At 58.1% G+C, this 23,008-nt stretch carries 20 protein-coding genes; 2 read left to right on the top strand and 18 right to left on the bottom strand.

All coding sequences use genetic code 11. The annotated features are described in order from the left end of the window. Positions 1-285 precede the first annotated feature (285 nt). A complete protein-coding gene (locus SH410x_RS04675) occupies positions 286-1,842 on the top strand; it encodes a sulfatase-like hydrolase/transferase (RefSeq protein ID WP_473675060.1) in 1,557 nt (518 codons plus the stop codon). A 117-nt stretch (positions 1,843-1,959) separates the two neighbouring features. Here the strand turns inward: SH410x_RS04675 and SH410x_RS04680 are convergent, their stop codons facing one another. After that, positions 1,960-2,376, bottom strand: coding sequence for a DUF3293 domain-containing protein (locus SH410x_RS04680; protein WP_473675062.1), 417 nt, complete (start codon positions 2,374-2,376; stop codon positions 1,960-1,962). Between the two features lie 733 nt (positions 2,377-3,109). Between SH410x_RS04680 and SH410x_RS04685 the strand changes: the two genes are divergently transcribed. After that, positions 3,110-3,607, top strand: a complete 498-nt coding sequence (locus SH410x_RS04685; RefSeq protein ID WP_473675064.1) for a hypothetical protein — start codon at positions 3,110-3,112, stop codon at positions 3,605-3,607. 394 nt (positions 3,608-4,001) lie between these two features. On the opposite strand, the gene SH410x_RS04690 is transcribed toward SH410x_RS04685, so the two are convergent. From SH410x_RS04690 to SH410x_RS04770, 17 genes are all read right to left on the bottom strand, one after another. Beyond that, positions 4,002-5,573, bottom strand: coding sequence for a glycerol-3-phosphate dehydrogenase/oxidase (locus SH410x_RS04690; protein WP_473675065.1), 1,572 nt, complete (start codon positions 5,571-5,573; stop codon positions 4,002-4,004). Then, a complete protein-coding gene (glpK, locus tag SH410x_RS04695; RefSeq protein ID WP_473675067.1) occupies positions 5,570-7,060 on the bottom strand; it encodes a glycerol kinase GlpK in 1,491 nt (496 codons plus the stop codon). The genes SH410x_RS04690 and glpK overlap by 4 nt, the downstream gene beginning before the upstream one ends. Positions 7,061-7,397: 337 nt before the next feature. After that, positions 7,398-8,477, bottom strand: coding sequence for a BPSS1187 family protein (locus SH410x_RS04700; RefSeq protein ID WP_473675069.1), 1,080 nt, complete (start codon positions 8,475-8,477; stop codon positions 7,398-7,400). A 112-nt stretch (positions 8,478-8,589) separates the two neighbouring features. After that, entirely contained in the window at positions 8,590-9,078 is a 489-nt protein-coding gene (locus SH410x_RS04705) for a hypothetical protein (RefSeq protein ID WP_473675071.1), read from the bottom strand. A 484-nt stretch (positions 9,079-9,562) separates the two neighbouring features. Continuing rightward, positions 9,563-9,817: a hypothetical protein gene (locus SH410x_RS04710; protein WP_473675073.1), complete on the bottom strand. Its 255-nt coding sequence runs from the start codon at positions 9,815-9,817 to the stop codon at positions 9,563-9,565. Positions 9,818-9,831: 14 nt separating this feature from the next. Then, positions 9,832-11,412 carry a HEAT repeat domain-containing protein gene (locus SH410x_RS04715; protein ID WP_473675075.1) on the bottom strand — a complete coding sequence of 527 codons (1,581 nt, stop codon included), beginning with the start codon at positions 11,410-11,412 and terminating at the stop codon, positions 9,832-9,834. Further along, on the bottom strand, positions 11,405-11,674 hold the full coding sequence (locus SH410x_RS04720) for a hypothetical protein (RefSeq protein ID WP_473675077.1): 270 nt from the start codon (positions 11,672-11,674) through the stop codon (positions 11,405-11,407). The genes SH410x_RS04715 and SH410x_RS04720 overlap by 8 nt, the downstream gene beginning before the upstream one ends. A gap of 91 nt (positions 11,675-11,765) precedes the next feature. Continuing rightward, positions 11,766-12,404 carry a hypothetical protein gene (locus tag SH410x_RS04725; RefSeq protein WP_473675079.1) on the bottom strand — a complete coding sequence of 213 codons (639 nt, stop codon included), beginning with the start codon at positions 12,402-12,404 and terminating at the stop codon, positions 11,766-11,768. Between the two features lie 290 nt (positions 12,405-12,694). Next, positions 12,695-14,470, bottom strand: coding sequence for a ThuA domain-containing protein (locus SH410x_RS04730; RefSeq protein WP_473675081.1), 1,776 nt, complete (start codon positions 14,468-14,470; stop codon positions 12,695-12,697). A gap of 118 nt (positions 14,471-14,588) precedes the next feature. After that, positions 14,589-15,590 carry an SMP-30/gluconolactonase/LRE family protein gene (locus SH410x_RS04735; protein WP_473675083.1) on the bottom strand — a complete coding sequence of 334 codons (1,002 nt, stop codon included), beginning with the start codon at positions 15,588-15,590 and terminating at the stop codon, positions 14,589-14,591. Between the two features lie 120 nt (positions 15,591-15,710). Then, the gene (locus SH410x_RS04740) at positions 15,711-16,400 is read right to left on the bottom strand and encodes a DUF2461 domain-containing protein (protein WP_473675085.1); all 690 of its coding nucleotides are present in this window, start codon (positions 16,398-16,400) and stop codon (positions 15,711-15,713) included. Beyond that, the gene (locus tag SH410x_RS04745) at positions 16,397-17,389 is read right to left on the bottom strand and encodes a DUF4261 domain-containing protein (RefSeq protein WP_473675087.1); all 993 of its coding nucleotides are present in this window, start codon (positions 17,387-17,389) and stop codon (positions 16,397-16,399) included. The genes SH410x_RS04740 and SH410x_RS04745 overlap by 4 nt, the downstream gene beginning before the upstream one ends. Before the next feature lie 320 nt (positions 17,390-17,709). Beyond that, entirely contained in the window at positions 17,710-18,195 is a 486-nt protein-coding gene (locus SH410x_RS04750; protein WP_473675089.1) for a hypothetical protein, read from the bottom strand. A gap of 191 nt (positions 18,196-18,386) precedes the next feature. Beyond that, positions 18,387-19,238: an ABC transporter ATP-binding protein gene (locus SH410x_RS04755; protein WP_473675091.1), complete on the bottom strand. Its 852-nt coding sequence runs from the start codon at positions 19,236-19,238 to the stop codon at positions 18,387-18,389. Positions 19,239-19,435: 197 nt separating this feature from the next. Beyond that, entirely contained in the window at positions 19,436-20,368 is a 933-nt protein-coding gene (locus tag SH410x_RS04760) for an ABC transporter ATP-binding protein (protein WP_473675093.1), read from the bottom strand. 102 nt (positions 20,369-20,470) lie between these two features. Continuing rightward, complete coding sequence (locus tag SH410x_RS04765; protein WP_473675095.1) at positions 20,471-21,586, bottom strand: ABC transporter permease; 1,116 nt, start codon at positions 21,584-21,586, stop codon at positions 20,471-20,473. Continuing rightward, positions 21,583-22,995 carry a CmpA/NrtA family ABC transporter substrate-binding protein gene (locus tag SH410x_RS04770; protein ID WP_473677243.1) on the bottom strand — a complete coding sequence of 471 codons (1,413 nt, stop codon included), beginning with the start codon at positions 22,993-22,995 and terminating at the stop codon, positions 21,583-21,585. Before SH410x_RS04770 ends, SH410x_RS04765 begins: the two co-directional genes overlap by 4 nt. Between the last annotated feature and the right edge of the window lie 13 nt (positions 22,996-23,008).

The raw sequence follows: 23,008 nt of genomic DNA on the forward strand, positions 1-23,008 counted from the left end.
CGACCTGGAGCCCTTCACGACTGATGTTGGCGCGGAACCTTATACTAGCGGATCTTGGGACAAGCGTCTTTCAGGGGTGCGGCAACGACCATCGCGAATTCTCGGGATGCACTGAATGATTCGCTTCAATCGCGAAACGACCGCGCACTGAACGGCAGGTGAATTCGCCTCGGTGGCAGCACCTCGATTGAAGCACGTCTCCACACCGGGCATAATGGGTTGCGTAGACGGTTCCAGAGTCTTCGTGCTCTCACTGAACACTCTTTCGGATTTGGATCCAGCCCGATGTTGATGTTGCCCGGTGTTGCGTCGCGTGCCCTCCTGATCCTGCTATGCGCATCTGCCGGGCAAGTCGTCGCGGACGGACTGCGTGCGGGCAACCCCATCGCCACGGCGGCCGCCAGCGATAGCGTGAAACCCAATGTCGTCCTGATACTCGCGGACGATTTGGGCTGGAATTGCGTCGGGTATCACAATTCGAACTACCACACGCCTCATCTCGATCGGCTGGTGAGCCAGGGGGTTGAGTTGGATCAGTTCTATGTCGCCCCAATGTGCTCTCCGACCCGAGCCGGATTGATGACCGGACGGTACCCCATTCGCCTTGGTGCCGCTCGTGCCGTGATTCCGCCATACCGTGATTTCGGATTGCCGGTCAGCGAAGTGACTCTACCCGAAAGGTTGGCTGATCTCGGGTACCACAACCGAGCTGTGTTCGGGAAATGGCACCTCGGTCATCGCCGGTCCAAATGGCATCCGTTGAACCAGGGATTCACGCACTTTCACGGGCACTTCAACGGAGCGATCGACTACTTCGAGTTGACCCGCGAAGGTGTTCGTGATTGGCACGTCGACGGGCAACCCTCTGGTGAACAGGGCTACTCGACGCATCTGATCGCGGACGCCGCAGCGAATTGGATCACTCAATCAGCGGCGGGCGACACGCCCTATTTCTGCTACGTCCCTTTCAACGCCCCTCATTCTCCTTTTCAAGCTCCGGAGAAAACGATCGCTCGTTTCGATAAGGGGGCCTCTGGGACCGCCCGAGACGGCAAACCGGGCAAAGCCAAAAACGTCGCGATTCTCAAAGCGATGATCTGGGAAATGGACCAGGGCATTGGACGGATTCTCCAGTCCATCGAAGACTCCGGCGAAGCAGACAATACGATCGTTTGGTTCCTCAGTGACAACGGTGGTGTCGGGTCGTTACCACGATTGAATAAGCCGCTGCGAGGTAGCAAACTCACCGTCTACGAAGGCGGAGTGCGAGTCCCCGCCTGCATCCGCTGGCCGAACCGTCTGGCCGCGAACACAAAAAGTCAACGCGTGTGTGGTTACATTGATGTTCTGCCGACGATCATCGCCGCCGCCAGCGGTTCAATCGTGCACGATCCCGAACGCCCGATCGATGGCATTTCCCTGCTAAGCGAACTGGAGTCGCCGGACCGACCGGTCCACGATGATCGCCCATGGTTCTCGTATCATGGACAGTCTGGCGCCGATGATGAGCATCTTGCCGTGCTGGTCGATGGATGGAAACTGAAGGTGAATGGTCCCCAACTCACCTCGGAGTCGCAGTTGAGTGACCCCCACTGTCGAGTCGAACTGTTCCACCTCAGCGACGATCCCAATGAAACCAAGAACCTCGTGGGCGAATATCCCGATCAAGCCAAACGGCTCGGACGGTTATTGATTGACCATCGATCCCTGCAACCGAGCGATGGGGTGCCCGCGTATCGCGTCGGAAACAAAGGTTTTGTTCCGCCGGCAAAATGGCAGGTCGACCTGTCCACGCCCGATGTCTTGGTTGGCTCCTATCCTGACGGCGAAGTCCAGCAGTAGCCGCGGAGCGACAACCGGAACAAGATTCGTTGGACCGGGCCCTTGATCCCCTCTGAGGTCGCGTTTCGGTGAGCCGCCGCCCGGCATGGTCGCTCGAGACAATGGCCCTCAAGCGACCTATTGGCAACGGGGGACCAGGTCGCGAACGATACCATCTTGGTCAACAACGTACTTTTGCTCATCATCGAGTCGAAAGATCGCCCGCTGCTGGAATTCCACCGCGAGCTTTAAGACGTTGAATTCCTCAATGCCGGCAACCAGAAAACTTTCCTCTTTCCAATCCCCGGAGGCTGACTGCCCCGTTACCGGTTGGATTTGATCGGTGTGGCGGTGCAAGGAACGCCGCAAGTCTCTATTTCGAAGGCCATTTTCGACGGCACTCAATTGCTCTGACAACGGATTCCAAGCCGTGATCACAAAACACGGTGCCGTAAAAGGCAGCGCGCCAGCCAGGGGCCCGGCATACACCTTCCCTGCACCATGATCCACAATCAGCGATGCCCCATAAGTTCGCCAAATCGATTCAAAATGCATATCACTCCTATTCCAAATGAGCCGAGGGCCGTAAGGCCCCGGGTACCACAACAATGTTTTGGCGTTACCGGGTGAGAGCACGATTCGGGCGTCACCCGAGGCCTTACGGCCTTCGGCTCATGAAGACCGGTTTGGCCCCGGGTACCACAACAATCTTTTGGCGTTATCGGGTGAGAACACGATTCGGGCGTCACCCGAGGCCTTACGGCCTTCGGCTCATGAAGACCGGCTTGCCCTCTGAGCCGAGGGCCGTAAGGCCCCGGGTACCACACCAATGTTTTGGCGTTATCGGGTGAGAACACGATTCGGGCGTCACCCGAGGCCTTACGGCCTTCGGCTCATGAAGACCGGTTTGGCCTCTGAGCCGAGGGCCGTAAGGCCCCGGGTACCACAACAATCTATCGGCGTTATCGGGTGAGAACACGATTCGGGCGGTCACCCGAGGCCTTACGGCCTTCGGCTCATGAAGACCGGCTTGCCCTCTGAGCCGAGGGCCGTAAGGCCCCGGGTACCACAGCAATGTTTTGGCGTTATCGGGTGAGAACACGATTCGGGCGGTCACCCGAGGCCTTACGGCCTTCGGCTCATGAAGACCGGTTTGGCCTCTGAGCCGAGGGCCGTGAGGCCCCGGGTACCACACCAATGTTTTGGCGTTATCGGGTGAGAACACGATTCGGGGTGTTACCCGAGGCTCAAGCGAATTTGATATGTTGGAATCTTGGAGGAGAATGCGATGGATTCAACCCCGTTGGGATTGTTCATTACTTGGACTGTTTACGGAACATTTTTGCCAGGCGATACACGCGGATGGCGACATCGGCGGGATGGGGCTCAGATTCCTCAACCGAAGCTCGAACGGTGGCACCGTGATCGCCTGAGTCATGACGTTATCCTGCTCGATCTTTCCATGAGAGAAACTGCGGCAAATGCGATTCGCGAAATTGCAGGTTTTCGTTCGTGGTCATTGTGGGCCGTTTCGGTGCGTTCGAATCATGCTCACGTTGTGGTTACCGCACCCGACTATCATCCCAAAACAGTTCGAGATCAGTTAAAGGCGAAAGGGACTCGTGAATTGCGCGGCGTCTATGCGGTCTGGAAAGATCGCCCCGTCTGGGCTGATAGAGGTGATATTGAGTTTTTGAAAAACGAGGACGAAATTCAGCAGTGCATGACGTACGTGTCAGAAGCCCAGGACCGCAAAGCTCGAGACCCCCTGAGCCGAGGGCCGTGAGGCCCCGGGTACCACAGCAATGTTTTGGCGTTATCGGGTGAGAACACGATTCGGGTCGTCACCCGAGGCCTTACGGCCTTCGGCTCAATCGGACCGGTTTGGCCCCGGGTACCACACCAATGTTTTGGCGTTATCGGGTGAGAACACGATTCGGGGTGTCACCCGAGGCCTTACGGCCTTCGGCTCAATCGGACCGGTTTGGCCCCGGGTACCACAACAATCTTTTGGCGTTATCGGGTGAGAACACGATTCGGGTCGTCACCCGAGGCCTTACGGCCTTCGGCTCAATCGGACCGGCTTGGCCCCGGGTACCACAGCAATGTTTTGGCGTTATCGGGTGAGAACACGATTCGGGCGGTCACCCGAGGCCTTACGGCCTTCGGCTCACGCGGGGTTAGCGGGCTAACTCAAAATGGGCGGCGGTGGCTTTGAAATCCGTGAGCTGTTTTTCTTGCCAAGCTTGGTCTTGTCCGAGTTCAGTGGCCATCAGACGGGCGACCTCGGGGGCGACGGCTTGGGCGGCGCGGATGTTGAGGAACATCGCTCGGGTGCGCCGGGCTAAGACGTCTTCGACCGTGAGTGCCATCTCATTGCGGACTGCCCAGACGACTTCGGCGGCGCGAATGGGGAGGTCGTCGTGGAGTTGCGTTCCAAGTTCTGGCGAGGCGGCGATTAGCTGGTCAATGAGTGCCGCGTCGGTGCCATAAACACTGTCACTCGGTGCATCGGGGGCGCCGTGTATCGGAAGCTGTTTCGTGGACTTGCCGTTCGTCTCTAGGCCGGTCAATGCGACGGCGCGGTCGATACAGTCCTCTCCCATGTGGCGAACGGTTGTCCATTTTCCACCGGTGATGGTGATCATGCCGGACTTGGAAACCAGAATGGTGTGATCTCGAGAGAGCGATTTGGTATCGCTCTTTTTCCCACTGCCACGACTCGGGGGGCGTACCAAGGGACGGATGCCGATAAACACACTCAAGCAATCCTCTCGGGTTGGGGCGCGTGTTAGATAGTCGCCGGCGGTGCGGAGCAGGAACTCGATCTCATCGGATTGGGCCGTCGGTTCTAACGTCGCCTGCTCAATTGGCGTATCGGTGGTGCCAACGACGACGTGTCCGTGCCATGGGATCAGGAACAAGACACGACCGTCAGACGTCTTGGGGACGATGATGGCTGTATCGTCAGGCAGGAATTCACGCGGCAGCACGATGTGAACACCCTGGCTCGGCGCGATGATCGGTTCCGCCGAGGCGTCATCACTACGTCGAATGGCATCGCAGAATGGCCCTGTCGCATTGATCACGCAGCGTGCCTGCACGTCGTGAGACGTCTGTGTTTGCTGATCTTGGAAGGTCACACCGCAGACACGTCCCTCTGCATCGTGGCGCAAGCCTGTTACCTGGGCGGCATTGATGACACAGGCACCATGTTCTGCCGCGGTCATCGCCAGGTGAATGAGCAGCCGCGCGTCGTCGAATTGACCATCATGATAGACCACACCACCCCAGCGAACTCGCCGGGGCTGGATCGTGCTGGCGGCCTTGATCGCTTGGCCCGTCGATGCACCATAGGCGTGTGGGAACTTGCTTTTGCCCGCGAGCAGATCGTAGAGCACAAATCCCGTTCGCATCATGAAACGCTGCCACAGCGTTTCGCAGGGAACGAGGAACGGCAGCGGATGAACGAGGTGCGGGGCGTTGGCCTGCAGTCGCGTTCGTTCATGCAGTGAATCCCGCACCAGCGAAAGATTGCCCTGCTGCAGGTATCGCACGCCACCATGGATCAGCTTGGTGCTGCGGCTCGACGTGCCTTTGCCAAAGTCGCTCTGTTCGAGCAATAGCACCGACAAGCCCCGGACGGCTGCATCCATGGCCACGCCGACACCCGTGGCGCCGCCACCGATGACGACGATATCAAAGGGGTCCCGCCGATCACGAACCTGGTTTAGATATTTTTCGCGGTTCATGATTGTTGCCATCCCATGCTGCGTTGGACTGCGTGTTGCCAGCGGGCGCGACGTTTTTGTACTTCGGCACTGGGCATGGACGGTTCAAAGATCCGTTCGCTTTGCCAGATCGACCCCACTTCGTCTAAGTTTTTCCAAAAGCCCACGGCGAGCCCAGCCAAGAATGCGGCTCCGAGTGCTGTGGTTTCAATCACGCGTGGACGCTCAACGGGCACCTGCAGAATGTCGGCTTGAAACTGCATCAAGAAATCATTGGCGCTCGCACCACCGTCGACACGCAGTTCTTTGACAGCGATGCCCGTATCGGCATTCATGGCGTCGAGCACGTCGGCGACTTGGAAAGCGATACTCTCGATCGCCGCGCGGGCGAGGTGGGCGGATGTAGTGCCGCGTGAAATACCGACAATCGTGCCTCGTGCATAAGGGTCCCAGTGGGGGGCTCCCAAGCCTGCGAACGCGGGGACGAGATAACAGTCTCCGCTGTCGGGCACGGTAGCCGCCAGGTCAGCAACCGCCTCGGTTGTTTCAGCAATGCGGAGCTCATCACGCAGCCATTGCACCACCGCGCCGCCAATGAAAATGCTGCCTTCGAGTGCGTAATCAGGGCGGTCTTCTCCGGTGCACGCGATTGTTGTCAATAATTGACACTTCGATGGAATGGGTTCCGGACCGATGTTCATCAGCACGAAGCAGCCCGTGCCATAGGTGCATTTCGCCATCCCGTGTTCGGTACAGTTCTGTCCGAACAAGGCTGCGTGCTGGTCGCCGGCACAGCCAGCGATCCGAATCGGTTGGCCGAGAAAGTCTGCCGTGGAGTCAGCGAATTCATAACTCGACGGTCGGACGGTGGGCAATACCGAGCGCGGGATGTCGAGCAGGTTCAATAAGGTCTCATCCCAGTCGAGGGTGAGTAGATTCAGCATCATCGTTCGGGCTGCGTTACTGACATCGGTCGCATGGGTGCGCCCGCCGCTGAGGTTCCATAACAGCCAAGTGTCGATGGTGCCGAACGCCAGTTCGCCGCGTTCGGCGCGGCGGCGGGCTCCGGGGATATTCTCGAGGAGCCAGCGGAGTTTGGTGCCGCTGAAGTAGGGGTCGACAACGAGACCGGTCTTTTCAGCGATCATGTCGGCATGGCCGTCGCTGCGCAGTTGATCACAAAAATCGGCAGTGCGCCGATCTTGCCACACGATCGCGTTGTGCAGCGGTTGCCCCGTTTCACGATCCCACAGCACGACCGTTTCACGCTGGTTGGTGATCCCGATCGCGGCAATCTCTGCGGCCTTGACGTCGTTGCGCTCTAAAACCTGGCGAGCGACGTCACGCTGGGAATTCCAAATCTCCACCGCATCATGCTCGACCCAGCCCGATTGGGGATAATGCTGAGTCAGCTCCTTGGCTTCGCTGGCGAAGATTCCCCCGGCCCGATCAAACAGAATCGCACGAGAGCTCGTCGTGCCCTGGTCGAGTGCCAAAATGTATTTCACGGGGAGTGTCTCCAGGGGGGGGAGTGTTGGCTTCAAGGTTACCAGGTGTCGTCATGATGTCACTTCGGCATTCCCCGAAGTCATCAGTACTAAAAGTGCCGTGTCCCTAAGCGAGTCGTCCGTCAATCCTTACTTTTTCGGGGCCGCCGAATCTCGCAACGCATCGGCCAACCCGCGGCACCCGGCCGCTTACGCGACCCGGCTTCGTCATTGAACAAGCCGCTCGCCCCGGCTTCGTCCGTCACCGTCGGGGCGAGTGACGCAGCGAACCGACTCGACGTCTTGGCCGTCGACGGACCGCTCCAGCCATGGATCACGGAGCGATCGACGACACTCTTTACTTCAATTGCTCGTGATCGCAATTGGGATCGAGGGGCGTGGGATCGCCGACTGTATCGACATCGTGTGTGAACAGATATTTCCAGACCGCTGCGTGGATGTACTTACCCGTCGCGGCGTCTTTGATCGCCGAGCCGCCAGGTTGGACGCTGCCGTGGGCACGGTTCGCATTTTTACCTACATCCGCGTCCGTGATCAGTCGGCGGGTGTTCTCGTAGGGAGGTGCCGAGCGGTCGACGTTGACAATCGGGCCGAACTCGTTCAACCCGAGCATCTCCCAGCTGCGGCAATAATGGTCGTCCTCCCAGCCTTGATCGAGCACGTGAGAAAATGCGAAGTAGCGGTTGGCGGGGGTGGCAGAGGGCAGTGCTTGCCATGTTTGATGCTGATCTCGCGGGCCACATAAGGCGACCACGCGAGCCACTTTTTGCTGCTTGGCAAACCGTGCCGCCGTGGTGCTGCCGTGAGACGCCCCCGCAACGATGACCTTATCCCAATCCAAGTCAGACCCGTCGGCGTTCAAAAATTGCCCCCAATCTCCAGGGGTTTTTTGCTCAGCGAGCCACTTGACCAGCTGAAAGGCCCGTTCATTCATCGCATCGGGCTTGGCGATGGCCACTTCATCACTGGCGTCAATTCCCGTTGACGCTTCGAGACGCATGTTGCCACGACACTCGGGATCGACCGGTTGTCCTTGACAACAGATCGAGAACCACTGTCGTGCGTACTGCACGTCGATCGCATGCAGCCCGTAGCTGGTCAGCTGTTCAAAAAGTGCGGAATTGTGACCCATTAGCCAGATCACAACGCGTCCGCGAGCGGGGACATTGGGGTTGAACCATGCGTGTTCGACATCTGCGGGCTTGCCCTTCGCGTTCTCGAGCACGAATCCAATTTCGGGATAGGATTTGACACGCGGATCAATTTCGCTGGCACGGACCTGGACTTTGACGATCGGCGCCTGTGCGTCTGGCGTTTTCGTCGGCTGATCGGCAATCGCGAAAGATGCTGGCAAACAGACTGCCGCGGTCAGTACAAGGCGAGTTAGAGCTAGAGAACCATAGGTGGGTGATTTCATGTTCGTTAATTACTGGCGGGATAGTGGGGTGAGTTGCTGTCGCGACCCGAGGGGGGCGATCGACTGCCGTCGCTCTGAGATTCCGAGCGCGACTGAATCTTGCGGGTCTACTTTAACCCACCACACCCGGCCCGTGGGCAATCTGGATGCAATTCACACCAACAAGCCACTCCTGAAGCCGACTTGTAAAGTCATTGGGCGTGATCCCGATGGTTTCGATCAGCGCGTTGCCGCTTGCAAGCACCTGATTCAGCTCCAAAGCACTCGCAACGAGGCGCTGTAACACGCGTTCTCGTTCTGCGGCCGAGAGGATGTGGGGGTCATGTACTAACCGGCCTGCCGAATCGCTTCGCCGTGTCAGTTGAGCAAGTTGCCCCGCGTCGGCGGCCAATTTTTGACCAGCTAAGAAAACTCGTCGCAGTTGCCCGGACGTGTTGAACTGGAAAACCGGATCCACCCCATCGAAAAGACTCAGTGCGGTCTGGTCCCGCCATCCCGCAATCCACTCACGGTCGGTTGCGGGATCGGTGATGCGACCGCGCTCGCGAAGATTCACACCTTCGGCGAGCAAGTCCTCTCGGTCGGTTAGTTTTCTGGACACCGTCGAACCTCGAGCCTGACCCGCCCCGGCAACTGCCGGTTCGGTATTCAGATCCGCTGGCGTGGTCGGGTCAGCCCGTTTTTGCGATCTCGCCATAGATCAACTGTTTCGAGCACTACCCTGCGGCTTACTCGACTTCTTTTTCGTCGCGGTGCGACCGGTTTTGTGAGCGGGTTTGGTCCGTTTGATTTCATCGTGTTGCAACGTGCGTGTCACTTTGTATTCCAATCCGTGGACCGTTTGAATGAAAGATGGAACATCGGCAGGAGCGAACATTGGAAAAGTCTCGCTGGGAGGTGGGGAGATTGAAGTGGAAGCAAATTCGCGTTTCTCATCAATAGTGATGTCGACGCTTGCTATATCCCAACGCAATTTCAATGCCGGTAGTTCGTGAAAATGCTCTTGCTGACGTCGGATTATAGCGAATAAATTCCGGTAGCGTCTTTCCTGGGCACTTCGATGGCTCACAACGGGGGAATGTCTGTCATTGTTGGGTCGGCTGGTCTGGATCCGCGAGCAGTCGGTCGGCTTGGCGGGCCGCATCGGCAAAATCTTGCATGGCGGCTGCAAGTCGCGTCAGGGTTGGCGCTAGGTCGCTGAGCGAATCCTGTTCAAACTTGCGCGCCGGTTCGTCGCGCCATTCCGCTCGGGTTCGCTGCCAGTGCCCGGCAAAGTCCAGGAAATCGTGACGGATTCGCGTTTGACTGTCCAGCAATGGTCCGAGGGGGAAGGCGTTCATGGTTGGTTGGGGGCTCAGATACCTTGTGGGTTGAAGGTCCGCAACATTTTGCGGCCTTTGTAGAGATGAAAGAGGTCGGCGGGGCTGGCCGGTCGCTGGCGTCCGGCGGTGGGCAGGTCCATGGTTTCGAGTCCATCGGTGACGACGACGCAGGCGACCCCTCCGCGAGCGGCCGTGAACACGGCCGCGGTCTCTTCCAGGAAAAACCCGAGCAGTGCAGGCTTGACCTCTTCGTACTCATTCCGCTCGAGATACGTCTGCAGTGGCTCGACCAATCGCCGCTGCGCTTCGTTGAATTCGTTCGCTGGTACGGTAAAGATATCGTCGTGCTCGGCGTGCCAGCCCGCATACATGGCGTAGATGTCTTCGGGCGGGAGATCGGCGACATCGGCCGAGAGCGAGAACACGGTGGGCCCCGCCAGGGCGACGTTGCTGTAGCTCCGGTCGCCAAAGTCGTATTGATATCGGACCAAGAACGCGTCGACGGGATCGTGAAAGCTCGGCCATAGCAATCGTCTCGAATCGACGACCTCAACCGATGTCGGCGGCACGCCCATCTGTTGAGGCTGGGACAACCACAGCGCAATTTCGGCTTGCGCGGTCGACTCGGGAGAGCGGAGCGATTCGTCGATCTTGTCACCGATGCCGAGTTCGTCTGCGTACGCGATCGCGCGCAGCCGCGCCGACGGTTCTTGGGCGAGCGAGATAAGCTGTTCGATGCCAGCGGCGTCCCCGAACCGGGCCAATGCCCCGGCCGCTTCGCACTGCACGCGGCGATGTCGCAGCTGGGCGGCTTTATTCAGCGGTGCGATTGAACTTTCATCACCGATCAAAGCGACCGCGTCGCACAGTGAAACCGCCAGCGCGACGGCTTCACTCAAAATTGCCTGGACCTGTTCGACATCGCTGCCGAAGCTGCGTGGGTCTTCTTCAAATTTGGCCAACCGATCCGAGACTTGGCCGAGTAGTGCGTTCAGCGCTGGGACCCTTCCCGCCGCCGGATGTTCTGAATGGTGATCGTCCGTTCGCCCGCTGCGGACGAGATGCCCGGCGAGGTCAAGAATTGGCGCCGCCAAAGACGGTTCACCCAAGCAATCGAGCAAGGCAGGGAACACGCTGTCGATGGGCCAGTCGTCGGATTGCATCAGCGGGCTCAATATTTGGCCTGCCGCCATCCATCCACGCGGCGGCGAATCCGACAATCGTTGCACGAGCGCCGCCAACGACGCGGGCGTCCGCATCATCGCAAGCAGTTGCAGCATCAAATGGCGATTGGCGACTTCCGGCGACAACGCCGCCAGAATACTGGACAAGGCGTCGACCGGCAGGTCGTGCAGAGCTTTGGTATCTCCAGCGGCCTGAGCGTGGAGAACACGAATGTGGATCAATCGTAGCAGGCCACCGAGCACGGCGGGGTCCGCGTCGGGCAAGCGGTCCAATGCAGCGGCCAACATCGCTACCAATCGAACACCATCAACGCATTCGTCATCAGCGAGTTTCTTCAGTGCCAGTCCAGCTTCCACTGGATCGACATTCTGAGTGAGCATCAGTTCAAGCAGTTCGTCGGGTTCGGTAAGCGAATTTGGGTCAGGCATCGGTGTGATCGTTGTGTGGTGAGTGGGTCAATGTTGGGTTGATCTTGTCCGACCATCCCAACTCATTTACGTCGTGGTCGTTCGCCCAGCGACTGTGGCGTGGATCGAAGAGTGGCTGGCCGCTGATGGGGCTGAGCGGCGATTCGGAATCGGTATAAACGTGGACACCTTGGATATCCGGTTGCAACCAAATGGCTTCGCATTCGTCACACAGGACTAACCCGTATGACAGTTGGTTGAAGTCATTGAAATAAGCGCGCACGGTGCAAAGGCCACCTTGGCAAAGCGGGCATTCTCCCACGCAAAGGCGAACGCTCTCATTCGGCGGGAGCGATGACGCCGAAGGGGGCCCGTTAGAGCGGGAATGCGGTGATGACACGATTGCCTTCCAGTACGAGTTGCACGCGACGCGCCATGGGTTTGTGCTTTTGGTTGCCCTCACGCCCGCCGACAAAACCAATCCGGTGACCGAGGTCGACGGCATAAATCGTACGGTCGTCATCAGTGTGTTGGGTGGTGCGTTTGTCGATTTTCGCATTCTCGTAGGCTTGGTCGATCGTTTTCAAGGCACCCTCCATCCCGCCATCAAATACGCCGTGCTTGCCCGGTCGGCTGGGCTGGTCCACGGTATGCCGACGAAGGTGTTCGAGACGGTGCCCCTCGGCGCTGCCGGGGGTGTAGAGCAAACCGGCTGGGGAAAGATAGCGTTCACGCCCCACTTCCCGCAGCAAACCATATTTCAGCGAAACGTCCGCCGCCGGTTGAGCCTGCAGCGGTTCGGCCGGTGCGGTCGTTTCGGCCGACGCGGCCGGTGCGGTCGGTTCGGCCGGTGCCGTCGCCGGTGCGGACTGCGACTGGGCGATCGCGGGCAGGTTCCATCCCGTCGCATCGTTGATGCTGGGACGCACCAGGCTGTAGAGGCCGATCAGAATCGCGATAGCGACCCCGGCGACCGTCGTTTTCGTCTTGCCGGAGGAGTGGGAGTTTGCCATCTATGGAAGTGTCAACGGAGTCGGTCGCGAATGAATGATTTCGCTAACAAAGTAGCACTTTCGGACGCGGCAAGCCAACCCGCAGGCAATCCAACATCGACCAGGCTAGGAAAACGCTCCGCCGCGTAACGGGACATCATCCTGCCGGCGAGGAACGGCTCGATACGCCCGAACGGGTCGCCGGTAGCCGCTGCGTTGATGTCCAGCGGATATCGGTCGGCTATTTACCGTTATCTCGTGAAGGGGGCACATCCCGGGACGGGGGCACGAGTGTTTTTATTAACGGATGTTTACTTTCGTGGCTGCACCGCGGCTGGCTCGAATGTTGCGAGGTCGGGGAGCTCCGTGCGAACGCCTGCGCCCGGCACCTCGCAGTTGGCTGTCCAGACGATACCGTTGAGGATGCAGCGACGTAAATCGTTGTTGCTCCAGTTTGCATAGAAATGCGGCATCACGATCCCAAATCCACGTCCGTGATCGCGTTGAACGCACCATGACACAATCTCCTTGCGTGGCGATTCGGGCGGCAGCATGGACGTTGCTATGGCTGTCACGTTGGCGGCGGGTTGGTTGTCGTTCTTGCCAAAGTAGTTGTTGATATACGGTTCATCGTGAAGGGTGAACTCCGACCAACCGCGTGAGATGGGATGTTGTGGCGAGGCCGGAACAATGGTGGCCGCTTCGTAGACTCTGGCGATGCCCGGGTGGTGTGCGCATGTTTTGTTGGCGAAGTAGCCGCCCATCCACCCGAGCAGCGGATGAGCGCCATCGGCAGCGACGTCTTGGCCCAACAAGGCGGTCGCAAAATGCACGCACGCGATACCACAACCACGCTGCATCATGCGTTCAATCCGGGCAAGGATTTTTTGGGTTTCTGGCAAACGTTGGGGCGGAAAGGTATCGCCCATGAAAACGATCGAGTCGGTGCGAGTCAGTAAATCTTCGTCGTCAGGCCAGCCATGCACGACGGTCGCCTCGACACCTTTCAGATTTTTAGCGTGTTCCAGGCAATAGGCCATCAATCTCGCTCCCGCGGCGACTTCATGCGATCCCGGTGGATGGGTGCTTGGGCCGACGACAATCAGGATTTGCTTGGGATTTCGGCGGACCATCATCAAGCGTTCGATTTCCGCTTCGACTTCGCCTCGTTGGCCGTCGGCAAAGTTAACCAAGCGATGGTCGTGGGCGTCTTCGGCGACCCACCGGTTCGTGCCGTTGGGATAGATCTGATTGCCGCCGTTGGTTTCGACACTCCAGTAGGACGCGTTTGGACGAACGGTGAATAGCAGTGCGACTTGATCCCAGCTCGATCGCGTCGGTTGGTCACCGAGGTACAGGTCATAGGCAACCCGCAGCGGATCGTCTTGATCCAGATCGTGGCGTTCGCGACCTGTACCGACGTCTTCGCCCAGACCACTGAAGTAGATCGTGCCTGGCCAGTGGTTGGCAGCATAGACGGCCGATTCAGGGTCCGGTTTGAGGTTGCCGAACTTGCCTGGATCGAGGTGCTCGGGATAACGGCCGCCCATCACAACCAAGTGCGAGACCTTCTGCCGCGCGAGCTCCAGCCCTGACAGCGGGCTGATGTCGTCAGCGGGTGATCGCAAGAGGTCAGCAACGTTGGTCAGATAGCCGACGGTGACCAATCGCACCGAGTCATCGTCCGCGCCGGCGAGTGCCCTACGCAGTACGGTCACGGCGGAGGGGGCGTCGTCATTGCTGGCGTATCGGCTAGGGAAACGCTCCGCGATCTGTTGTGCGTACCTCGAGCCACGGTCGACACTCGCACCGGCGCGTTTGGGCACGCCCAGCGGGAGACTCGGGCGCCCGAAGTAGCGGTTCAGTGCATCCAAGCATGGTGCCGAATAGGCAAAGTTCGAGCTGACCGTCGTCGCCAGAATTTCGATCTCACCCGTATCCGCCATCGCATGCAGGCATGCCACCGCGCCGACATCGTCACAGTCGGTATCAATATCGGTATCGAAGATGACGGGGACGGGCGGCTCGGCGGCATCGGTGACCGTGACGAGCGTGAGCGACAATGCAATGAGTAAGAGTGTTTTCATGCACCCAATGATAGCAGAGACGCACGCGGTGGGGATGTTCCGCCGTCGTGAATCGGGTCAAAGATTTGGGGGCGTCAACCCAGACGCGTCATCGCCCCGGTGCTTGACGGCATGTGGCTCACTGATCCCACTGAAAAACCGGCGGCACGATCTCAGCGGGGTCCTGGAAATTTGTTTCGGCGACGAACAACTGGCCTGCGTTGGGGCATTTCGGGCGATTGGCATCGCTCATGTTTTCGACGGCGGTGGTGATGATCAACCGCACGGAGCCCTGGTCAACGACGAGTGCCGGACAGGTGTTCTGGGGTGATCCCGGGGTCCGCCAGACGCACTGCAGTTGTCCGGTTTCGCGATCATACTGGCGTGTTTCGCCGTGACTGGCCACCTCGGGCAAATAGATAGAGACGATGATGCCATTGCCGTCGGGTGTCAGAATCGCACCATCGGGAACACCGGGGTCGTCCGCTAAATCAACTAAGACTCGCTCCGCACCGATCGTGCCGGCATCCATATCGAGGTCGTATTGCACGATCTTCTTCGTCGGCGAATCAATGTCGATCAAGTTTAATTGACCGGCGGCATCTGTCCGGATCATTTTTCCGTTGCTGCAAATCTGATCATCGCGCAGTCGGATCAAGGTTCGGTCACGCCCGCGAAAAAGATACAGTCCCGCTTTGCGTTCGGAGAATGCAAGGTCCTTGGTACCGAAAACCAAGTTCTCGCCGATCACCACCCCATCATTGATGATCGTGTTATCGACGTCCGCATCGATTCCCTCACAAAAAGGGGTCCATGAGGAATCGGTGGTATCGAAGATGCCGAGTGACCGCTCCACGCCAGCGACAAATCGAGTCGGCATCTCGCCTGCGGCGGTGCCTGAGCACGCGAACGCGAATCCGGGCCGACCGGGCAGATCGAATGACTGATTCTCGCCGGTGGCTAGGTTGAGCAGATTGATCGAGCCGTGGCGTGCCTGCGGTCCATGTTGAATCCCGACCCAGGAAAGGCAGTTTGCCGCGAGCAGCGGAATCGGGCCCTCAGGCAGATAACGTAGCGCCTGCGAATTGGGGATCGGCAGGGCGGTCGCGTCAATTACGAGCGAAGCTGAAGATGAATTCACTTGTTTTTCTCCAATGTAGCCGGACCACTCCGCTGGGCCGAACGGAACAGCTCGAACCGCGATTCTTCAAGGTGAGCATTTAGGGCTCACTCCCGACGGGCGGAGCCGTCGGTCGACAATTCAGTAGGGCACATCAATGGCGCTGCACAAAAACCGCATCAACGGTTTGGTGTCGCGGATCAGGCCCACGATCTTTGCAACGGCCCCGTCACTGGTGATCTCATGCTGCGTCAGGTTCGCGACGGCGATGAAATCAATGCGGCGGAGATCTTCAATCTCGGGATGATCCATCGGGTAATCACGCGGCGAGGTCTTGAGTGATTCACCGGAGAGACGAAACGCCTCACGGAATTTCTTTTGATCCCGCGCCCGATGCCAGGCTCGTGGATCGGTATCAATCGCGCGCCGAATCGCCGCCAGGGTGTCGCGGTGCGGACGCCAGCAGCCGGCGGCGACCACACACTCGTCGTTGGCGAGGTGAACATAGACCCCAGGAGCGTGGATATTGTCGTCGGCTTGATGCCGAATCGAAATGCCCACGTTCGTTTTATAGGGTGTTTTGTCTTTGGAGAATCGCGTGTCCCGGTGGATCCGCAGCAGCGACCCGCCGCTGCGTTTGGCGATCGCATTTAACATGGGTGCCGATCGCCGCAGTGGCACCGCGAGTTGCTCAATCAGCTCCAACGCCGGCTCACGCACGGCATGTTCGTATCGCTGTTTGTTCGCGTGAAACCATTCACGATCATTGTGACGCGACAGGTCGTCCAGGAACTCAAAAAGTTCGAGGCCGATCGGCGAAGCCTGCGTCATGAAGCGGCGTCCGGCTCATCCGATGGCTGATCCATTCCCGGCACGCTGTATTGCTCGGGCACATCACGATTGTCTTGAGGCAAGCATCGGAGCACGCTCCGCGGGGGCGCGGCAATGCTGTCGTCCATCCGCCAAACTCTCCAGATGACGTCGCCAGGGCCCTCGACGGAGTCGCCGTCTTCAATCGGCTCCTCCGCTTCTTCGAGGAAGCATGTGACTAGACGCAGGAAGCTTTCGACTTCTGTAAAATCGTACGACTCGGCGTGAAAGCAGGCTTCGATGTCGAGCAAGTCGAGTTGCGAATTGCCGACCGTATCCATGACCGCCCATTCGTTTTCCAAACGGAACAATCGGACGTTCGACCACAGGTCCAAGGGCGGGAAATCGTTCTCTTCGGCGTACTCGAAACTTTCGTTGAGCGTCTTGAGGTCGCGCAGGACTTCGCCGTTGGGATTGAAATAGCAGATGGCTTGAGGCAACTCCGTGATCGCCGCGGCAATCTCGGTGACCAATGCGAGCTCGTCGAACGGTTCATAGCCCTCGGGCAAGACGGGGGCGTTGTCGTCTTCACCGAGCACGTAGGAACTGCGGACTCGGATAAACGCTGTCGGTTGCTCAGCAAGTTCACGGCCATCTTCCCACACCCATGATTGCTCGCAAGCGCGTTGCAGCGATCCGGGGTAGTTGTGTGGACCGAAGTTACCCAGCGCCCACGCGTCGACAATCTGGCTGTCCTCCGAGGCAGACGGGTCGTCCGGTGACCCACCCATCGCATCGGGCCAGGGATGATCGACCACGTCGACGACGACCTTGCCACTGCCATCCTCATCCATATTCATCAGCACGGCGGGACCAAGGAATGTCCAGTCCTCGGAGGCTTCGATGGGATCGGACGGGAAGAAGTCGTCGATGGCGGCTGCGACCTCTTCGATACTCACGCTTTGGCGCAGTAAAACCACGATGCCTTGGGTAAAAAGTCCCTTAGCCATTGGAAATCCTTCGATTGGGTATTTGACAGGCCCGTTTGGTGCAAACGGGGGGCTTAGCGGGGCTTGGTCGAAAACAACGCGGCAGTTTAGGGGGTGATTCGAACGAGAGAAACCGGGGTAGATTCCGTTATGTAGGCCAAACGCAACCAATACCGGGCTAGCTGCCCGTCCCCATCACCTCGTCGCCATCACCTGTCTCTCCCCCCCACGGCCGTCTATACCCATGACTCGGCGGCCTGGTTCGCCAACGTGGCTTTGCTGGCGAGCTAATTCATTCCCGATCGGGATGGCAAAACTCTCGGACAAACAGGGTCCGCAACCTAGGCCGCTTCGTTGAAACGGCCGCCATGGGTCGATTGCAACTTGGTGGCAGCCGCTAAACTCGCCATCAAATCACCCGGGACCCCTGCCAAATGGTATTGGCAAATGAACAGTGAAGTGGCCCGCTGGTGCGTTTGGGCAACCAAATCCGCAACCTCGCCACAGCACTTCGCAAGCCTCGCGTCCTCAATTCGACGCGTTGAGAGCAGTTTTGCCGACAGACTTAGGCCGAAGGGAGGTGCGTCGTCGGCACGCAGTAACGCGTCGCGTTTCTCCACAATTCGTTCCAGCTCTGAGATCGCCGCAACTAACTGCTGCTCGGGAGCATCGGCCTCATCGCCGCAACGATTCGCGGCGCCCATTCGAGTTTCGTCTAAAATCAAGTCGATCGAGTTCGCGAGGTCAGTTGTCTCTTCGATATAAGAGGCAACACGCTCTCGCCAAGCCGTGGGGTTCGGTTGATCGACAGTGGAGCCTGCGTTCATGATAGGGCACTTTTGAGTGAAAAGGATTGATCGCGCCGTCATAGTTCGAACATCGGAATGAGGAGGTGTTTCAATGAGGGATTCGCCGTTTCTTCCCAAAATTTCTGACCGCACCGCCTTTTCGAGATTTCTTCACGTTTTCACTGCAGAACGTTCCGCTGGCTCTGAGCAGACGCGCACGTCTGCCGAAATCAATGGCTGGTCAGTGAAAGGTCCGATCGCTCAGACGTCGCCGACTCTTCACCACCACATTCGCTGTTGCGTTTGGGATGGTCTTGGCCTTCGAGGAACTCAATCATCTTCCGCCGGAACTCATAATATTCAGGGTGCTCGAGTACGTCAGCACGCTGTCGTGGACGCTCGAACGGCAGACTGAAAATCGCGCCGACGCGGGCGCGAGGCCCGTTGGTCATCATCACCACCCGGTCACTCATGAACAACGCCTCATCCACATCGTGAGTCACCATGACTGTGGTGACCTTGTCTCGCACGAGGATCTCCAACAAGATTTCTTGCAGTTCCATGCGAGTCAAGGAATCGAGCATCCCAAAGGGTTCGTCGAGTAGCAGCATTTTAGGTTTCAATGCAAATGCCCGAGCGATCCCCACGCGTTGCTGCATCCCCTGGCTGAGATCCTTGGCGCGTTTGTGTAGGATGTTACCCAGTCCGACAAGATTCAGGTAATAGCTCGCCAAGTCGATGCGGTCGCGTTTGGATGCGTTTCGGTAGACTTGGTTGACACCCAGCATCACGTTATCAAGCGCCGTCATCCAAGGCATCAAACACGGCGACTGGAAAACGACGCCGCGATCAGGCCCCGGGCCATCAATCTCGCGACCGTCAATCACCACGCCGCCCGTGGTGATCGAATTCAGGCCGGCAATCATCGTGAGGACAGTGCTCTTGCCGCATCCTGAATGCCCGAGCAGCGAAACGTATTCGCCTTGAACCAGATTGAGATCGAAGTCTTCGACAATCACAACGGGGCCACTGTGTGTGTCGTACGTTTTGCCGAGGCGGAACAGTTCTACGTAGCCACGCATGGTTGGATGTCCTTGGGATTGGGCTGCGATCGTGAGGGGGGCAAGATTCGGCCAGATGTTCGCGAACGCAGTTGGGATGGAATCACTGAGGAGCGTTTGGCCACTTATTCAGTCGGTGATTTTCGAGTCGACACGAAGCCGGTCAGGGGGAGTGTTTCGGTCGAACGGCGCTACTCGGGTTGTTCATTCGCGGTCGCTTAGCCCATTCGACGTCCCTTGCGAGTTAGGTCTTGCGGGTGGATATCGGGAAGTCGGAATGAGAGATGTTTGCTCGCCGCCAATTCTTCGTCGCGCGCCTTTTGCCGTACATTCACAAGGTAATTCGTGACAGCGTTGCGGAGACTCTTGAAATGCTCACTGTCATTGAGTTCGGCACGGTTGCGGGGGCGGTCGATGTCAACGTCGAAGATTGGACCGAGCGTCGCCTTGGGGCCCGGGGTGAGAGGCACGATCCGATCAGCCACCAGGATCGCTTCGTCGACGTCATTGGTGATCATCAAGCAGGTCTGGCGTTCCTCCTGCCAAATCTTCAGTATCTCGTCGCCCAATTGGGACCGCGTCAGCGCATCGAGGGCCGATAGCGGTTCGTCCAACAACAGCATTTTCGGTTTCATCGCCAGGGTTCTCGCCAGCGAAGTGCGTTGCCGCATGCCGCCGGATAGTTCGTGGGGGCGACGGTGAGCAGCATGGCTCAAGCCCACCATCTCAATGAAACGCTCGACATGATCGCGTCGTTCCGCCCGCGACCAATTTCGGAACACGGCATTGACGGACAACGCGATGTTTCCACGAACGGTTAGCCAAGGCAATAAGGAGTAGTTTTGAAAGACTAAACCGCGATCCGCCGAGGGCCCCGTAATCCGCTGTCCCTCCATTTCGATTGAGCCACGATCGGGTCGGATCAGACCCGCGGCGAGTTGGGTGAATGTGGTTTTACCGCTACCGCTGAATCCGACGACCGCGAGGAACTCGCCCTCGCGGATTTCGAGGTTGATATTGCTCAAGACTTCGCTGCGTGTCACGCCACTTCCGTAGCCTTTGCAAACGTTTTCCATTTGCAGGATCGACGGGGGCACCGAAACTTTCGGCGGCTTCAGAACGCTGGGTTCGTGACGGAGTAGGACACTCATGTGCAAAGCTTCTGTATCGAGATAAGGCAAGAATAAAAACGTTCCGCAGTCGGTATGTGTCCCCACACACCACCGACTGCGAAACGCAACGAAACCATGCCGTCACGCGGTGGCAGGGTTTCCGAAGCTGACGAGATTACGAAGAAAGATCATGAAGCGATCGAGTACGAGTCCAATCATGCCAATCACGATCACACTGAAGGCGATCCGTGCGTACGTCAACTCACTACCGTTTTGGAACTCATCCCACACAAACTTCCCCAGTCCAGGGTTTTGGGCGAGCATGTCGGCGGCGATCAAGACCATCCAGCCCACCCCGAGGCTGATCCGCATGCCCGCAAACATTAACGGCAGACTGGCGGGCAAAATGATCTTAAAAAGTCGTTGCATCCATGACAAACGCAGTACATCGGCAACGTTAATGAAATCTTTGTCAACGCTCGCGACCCCGAGCGTCGTGTTGACGAGGGTGGGCCATAGAGAGCACAGGCAAACGGTGGTGGCGGAGATCAGAAAGGCTTTGTCAAAGTAGGTTTCACCTGACGCATAGCCAGCGTAGTACCACATGATGACGATGAACGCCAAAGGCAACCACGCCAGCGGGCTGACGGGTTTAAATATCTGAATGAATGGGGTGAGAGCGGCGTTGCACCACGGGCTCATACCACAAAGGACCCCCAGCGGAACCGCGACGATCGTGGCCAGCAGGAACCCAAAGAACACCGTGCTCACGCTCGTCCAAATCTGATCCAGGAATGTCGGTGCACTGGAGGCTTGGTAGTTGGCGGCGGCCAACGCACGTGTCTTTAGCGTCGCCGCTTTGGCGACATAGGCCTCCTGTTTCGCACCTGTCGATTTCACCGCGGCGGCTTCATAGGCATTGGCCTCCGCAATCATGTACACCGCTTCGCCGAGCTTTTCTTGCTTGGCCAATCGATCGGCTTGTTTCTGTTCAAAGTGCATCGCAATCAGTTGCCGCCCCGCATCCCATGTCGCCATCGGGCTGGGGAGTTTCGCGCTATCGGTCACAACGGTCTTCGCCGCCGCGTTCCACATCACCAAGAATAGACCGATGGCTACCATCGGCAGCAGCACGTATTTGGCGATCCCTTTGAATTGCTCCTGCTTGTCTTCACCCGCAGCCAAACGCACAAACGGTTCGAGGATCGGCAGTCCGGCGACCTCACACGCACGCAGTAGATTTCCTCGCCAATTCATGACTCTTCCTTCGTTCCGATTTCAAAGCTGTTGATGTATCCAATGGGGTCGCGACCGTCGTATGGATTTCCATCGATGAATTCCGTCGTGGCCGGCCGATAGCCGTCGTAGTCCGGTGGCGGTAATTCATCGGGGGCAAGCCTCCCTTCACTAATCAACAATTCAGCTGCTTGACGATAGATCTCCGGCTTGTAGATTTCTTGGGCCGTCTCGGCGTACCACGTTGCAGGCTTCGCTTCGGTGATCTGCCCCCACCGGCGCATCTGCGTCAGAAACCAAATGCAGTCACTGTAGTGCGGATAGCTGGCATTGCCGCGAAAGAAGACATTGAAGTCGGGCATCTCGCGGACGTCGGTAGACTGAAACGTAAAGGTGCCTGTCATTGACTGTGCAATCACCTCCTCTTCAGCGCCGACGTAGTCTTTGCCACTTAGAATCTTGGCCGCTTCCGGGCGATTGATGAGTTTGCCGGATGCGTCCTTCTGGTCGAGCCATTTTCCGGCGCGGATCAGCGCCTTGATCACGGCAAGATGCGTGCTGGGATGTGCCTCTGCCCATGACTTGGAAACGCCAAATACTTTCTCTGGATTGTTTTTCCAAATCTCGCTGTTGGTCGTTACCGGAACTCCGATGCCAGTCGCCACCGCTTTCTGATTCCACGGTTCGCCGACGCAGTAACCCTTGACGATATCGGCCTCAAGGTTCTGGGGCATCTGAGGCGGCGGAACGGTCGATAGCTGAACCTGTGCGTCCTGAAAACCGTTCAAGTCACTCGCGGTATACATGCCCGGATGAATCCCCGCAGCGGCCAACCAATATCGAATTTCATAGTTGTGGGTACTGACCGGAAAAACCATCCCCATCGGGAAAGGCTGTCCTTGATCGGCCAGGTACTCAAGCACGACGGGTTTGAGGCTGTCCGCAGAAATGGGGTGCGGCGGCGTGGGACTCTTGAGCTTTGGGGCATGCTCCTGCATCTGAGCCCAGACGTCGTTACTGACGGTGATCGCATTGCCGTTGTAATCCATGCTGTAGGCGGTCACGATTGGTGACTGCGTTCCAATTCCAATCGTTGCACCGATCGGCTGGCCCGCCAACATATGGGCTCCGTCGAGCTGTCCATTGATCACATTGTCGAGCAGGATCTTCCAGTTTGATTGAGGCTCCAACGTGACATTGAGACCCTCGTCATCGAAGTATCCCTTCTCTTTGGCGATGACCAGCGGGGCGCAGTCGGTGAGTTTGATAAATCCAAACTTAAGATCACTCGCTTCGAGATTCAGCATGGCGACGGAGGAGGAATCCGGTTCATCGATCACGATGTCAGAGACGTCCACCTTGGCAGCAGCGGCTTCCAGATCCGCCAGCGTGATATCGCCGGATGAACAGCCGACGAACGTCAGCGGCATCCCCAGCAGCAAC

Source organism: Rhodopirellula sp. SH410, assembly GCF_055811895.1.

Coding starts and splice junctions, on each gene's coding strand:
- SH410x_RS04675 (WP_473675060.1), top strand. CDS start 286: ATGTTGATGTTGCCCGGTGTTGCGTCGCGTGCCCTCCTGATCCTGCTA.
- SH410x_RS04680 (WP_473675062.1), bottom strand. CDS start 2,376: ATGCATTTTGAATCGATTTGGCGAACTTATGGGGCATCGCTGATTGTG.
- SH410x_RS04685 (WP_473675064.1), top strand. CDS start 3,110: ATGGATTCAACCCCGTTGGGATTGTTCATTACTTGGACTGTTTACGGA.
- SH410x_RS04690 (WP_473675065.1), bottom strand. CDS start 5,573: ATGAACCGCGAAAAATATCTAAACCAGGTTCGTGATCGGCGGGACCCC.
- SH410x_RS04700 (WP_473675069.1), bottom strand. CDS start 8,477: ATGAAATCACCCACCTATGGTTCTCTAGCTCTAACTCGCCTTGTACTG.
- SH410x_RS04710 (WP_473675073.1), bottom strand. CDS start 9,817: ATGAACGCCTTCCCCCTCGGACCATTGCTGGACAGTCAAACGCGAATC.
- SH410x_RS04715 (WP_473675075.1), bottom strand. CDS start 11,412: ATGCCTGACCCAAATTCGCTTACCGAACCCGACGAACTGCTTGAACTG.
- SH410x_RS04725 (WP_473675079.1), bottom strand. CDS start 12,404: ATGGCAAACTCCCACTCCTCCGGCAAGACGAAAACGACGGTCGCCGGG.
- SH410x_RS04730 (WP_473675081.1), bottom strand. CDS start 14,470: ATGAAAACACTCTTACTCATTGCATTGTCGCTCACGCTCGTCACGGTC.
- SH410x_RS04740 (WP_473675085.1), bottom strand. CDS start 16,400: ATGACGCAGGCTTCGCCGATCGGCCTCGAACTTTTTGAGTTCCTGGAC.
- SH410x_RS04745 (WP_473675087.1), bottom strand. CDS start 17,389: ATGGCTAAGGGACTTTTTACCCAAGGCATCGTGGTTTTACTGCGCCAA.
- SH410x_RS04750 (WP_473675089.1), bottom strand. CDS start 18,195: ATGAACGCAGGCTCCACTGTCGATCAACCGAACCCCACGGCTTGGCGA.
- SH410x_RS04755 (WP_473675091.1), bottom strand. CDS start 19,238: ATGCGTGGCTACGTAGAACTGTTCCGCCTCGGCAAAACGTACGACACA.
- SH410x_RS04760 (WP_473675093.1), bottom strand. CDS start 20,368: ATGAGTGTCCTACTCCGTCACGAACCCAGCGTTCTGAAGCCGCCGAAA.
- SH410x_RS04765 (WP_473675095.1), bottom strand. CDS start 21,586: ATGAATTGGCGAGGAAATCTACTGCGTGCGTGTGAGGTCGCCGGACTG.
- SH410x_RS04770 (WP_473677243.1), bottom strand. CDS start 22,995: ATGCCGCTGACGTTCGTCGGCTGTTCATCCGGCGATATCACGCTGGCG.